Genomic DNA, 2573 nt, shown 5'->3' on the forward strand with positions numbered 1-2573 from the left:
CGACACGCTCGGCGCGGCGTACCAGGAGATCGAGGCGCTGCTGCTGAACCTCCACGGGGTCGCCGAGAGCGACGCCGACTTCAGCATCTCCACCCAGGACTCGCTGGTCGAGACCGCGAACTCCACCAACCGCACCCTCACGGTGCTGCTCGGCGGGATCGCGGCGATCTCGCTGCTGGTCGGCGGCATCGGCGTCATGAACATCATGCTGGTCTCGGTCACCGAGCGGATCCGGGAGATCGGCCTCCGCAAGGCGCTGGGCGCCACACCTCGAGTGATCCGGCGCCAGTTCCTGGTCGAGGCGTCCGTGCTCGGCCTCGCCGGCGGCGTCCTCGGTGTCGCGATCGGGATCATCGGCGCGCAGGTGCTGCCCGGGCTGATCGACCAGCCCGTCGCGGTCTCCGCGGTCGCCACCGTCGGCGCGATCGGCACCGCCCTGGCCCTCGGCATCGGCTTCGGGGTCTACCCCGCCAGTCGCGCCGCCCGGCTCACCCCCATCGACGCCCTGCGCAGCGAATGAGCAAGCCGCGAACGACACCTCGAAAGGTCGCCACCATGAACTCTGCTCCGACCTCGACCCGCGCCACTCTCATCGTCGCCTCCTTGGCGCTGCTGATCGCGACGCTGACGGCCTGCGGCGGGGACGACGCATCCGCGACCGACGACGCCGGCGCCACGAGCGGGCAGCCCGGAGCGCTGCAGAGCGCCGGCCCCGGCGACATGCCCGGCGCCTCCGGCGAGATCGCCGCGATCAGCGGCAAGACCATGCAGGTGCAGAGCGCGGGCTCCGGCCAGTTCGCCGTCACCTGGACCGCGAAGACCACGTTCAGCGATCAGGTGGAAGCCGCGCTGGCCGACGTCACCGTCGGCTCGTGCGTGATGGTGGAGTCCGACGCGGAGACCGACGCCGCGACCGACGACACCGAGCCGGTTGCGGCGACCGCGGTGCGGATCACCGAGGCCACCGACGACGGCTGCGGCGGGTTCGGCGGCGGCCCGCAGCAGGGCAGCGCGGGCGAGCGTCCCGAGGGTGCGCCCAGCGACCTGCCCAGCGACCTGCCCACAGACGCGCGGGTCCGCATGGGCGGCACGGTCGGCGAGGTGGTCGCGGTCGCGGCGGACGGGTTCACGGTGTCGGCGACCAGGCCCGGCGAGGAGGAGGCCACCTCGGTCGAGGTGGCCGTCGACAGGGCCACGACGTACACGCGGATGGCCGACTCTGACGCCTCGGCGCTGAAGGTGGGCCGGTGCGCCACCGCCACCGGCGACACGGACTCGACCGGCGCCGTCACCGCCGACCGGATCAGCGTGACCGACCCCGTCGACGGCGAGTGCGGGCTGCGGGTCTTCTCCTCGCGGCCGGGCGCGGACCAGTGACCGGCCTGATGAGCGGGACACGGGGGCGTCGCTTGCGGCGGGGCCTGGCCGCCGTCGCGGTCCTCGGCCTGGTGGGTGGCGGGTACGCCGCGTACGCGGCGAGTGGCGCGGAGGCGGCGTACCGCACGGCGGTGGCGGAGGTCGGCGACGTCGAGCAGACGCTCGCCCTCTCCGGCACCCTCACCCCATCGGGCACGGCGGACCTGCAGGCGGGCACGGACGGCACGATCGCCGCGGTGCCGGTCGAGGTCGGCGAGCGGGTCCGCGCCGGGCAGGTCGTCGCGCGGCTGGACCGGACCGCGCTGCGCACGGCCGTCGACCGGGCCCGCGCCGACCTGGCCGCGGCGCGGGCGCAGCTGGAGGCCGACGAGGACGCCCAGGCCGAGACCGTGAGCGACGCGTCGTCCGCCCAGGGGGACTCCTCGGGGTCCTCGGGCCCGTCGGGCAGCTCGGGCCAGTCCAGTCCGTCCGCGTCGCCGAGCGCCGAGCCGTCCAGCGACCCGAGCAGCGACCCCGGGGACACACCCGACCCGCTCGCCGCGCTCGCCGCCCAGCAGCAGGCGGTCGAGGCAGCCCAGTCCACGGCGTCGGCGGCGCTCGCGGACGCCCGGGTCGCGTTGACCGCGCAGACCGAGGCGTGCGCGGACGCCTACGAGCCCGCACCGACCGACCCGAGCGGCGACCCGAGTGACGACCCCAGCAGCGACCCGACTCCCGAGCCCACGCCTGCCGACGACGCCTGCGCGACCGCGCTCGCCGCCGTCCAGACGGCGCAGCAGGACGTCGCGACCGCTCAGGACGCCCTCCAGGCGGCGCTCGAGGACCTCACCGCCACGCTGAGCGCGGCGATCGCGGCGCTGGGTTCCTCGAGCGGCGACCAGACCGGCGACCAGCCGACCCCGCAGACCCCGCAGACCCCGCAGACCCAGGCACCGCAGACCCAGGCCCCGCAGGCGCAGACGCCGTCGAGCGACGACACCTCGGCGGCCGGCAGCCCCACGGTCACCGTGACGGCGGCGACGCTGGCCCGTGACCAGGCGGCGATCGACCAGGCGCGCGCCGACGTGGTCAGCGCGGTGCAGTCACTGCGTGCGGCGACCGTCCGCGCGCCCCATGCCGGCCGGGTCGCGTCGGTGGCCGTGTCGACCGGCGACTCGGTCAGCGCCGGCGACGCGGTCGCGACGGTCGTCGCGCCC

3 protein-coding genes are annotated in these 2573 nt (G+C 75.7%); all 3 read left to right on the forward strand.

Features of this window, described 5'->3' with window-relative positions; genetic code table 11:
* Positions 1-520 (forward strand): ABC transporter permease (locus VGD85_RS07245; RefSeq protein WP_331062777.1); only part of this gene is annotated, 520 nt, incomplete at its 5' end.
* A gap of 35 nt (positions 521-555) precedes the next feature.
* Positions 556-1377: a DUF5666 domain-containing protein gene (locus VGD85_RS07250; RefSeq protein WP_331062778.1), complete on the forward strand. Its 822-nt coding sequence runs from the start codon at positions 556-558 to the stop codon at positions 1375-1377.
* An 8-nt stretch (positions 1378-1385) separates the two neighbouring features.
* On the forward strand, positions 1386-2573 hold a 1188-nt coding region (locus VGD85_RS07255), incomplete at its 3' end, for a biotin/lipoyl-binding protein (protein WP_331062779.1).

Source organism: Nocardioides sp. (assembly GCF_036401255.1).
Taxonomy (GTDB): domain Bacteria; phylum Actinomycetota; class Actinomycetes; order Propionibacteriales; family Nocardioidaceae; genus Nocardioides.

Excerpts from the sequence above, each read along its gene's own strand:
- VGD85_RS07250 (WP_331062778.1), top strand. The coding sequence starts at position 556 with ATGAACTCTGCTCCGACCTCGACCCGCGCCACTCTCATCGTCGCCTCC.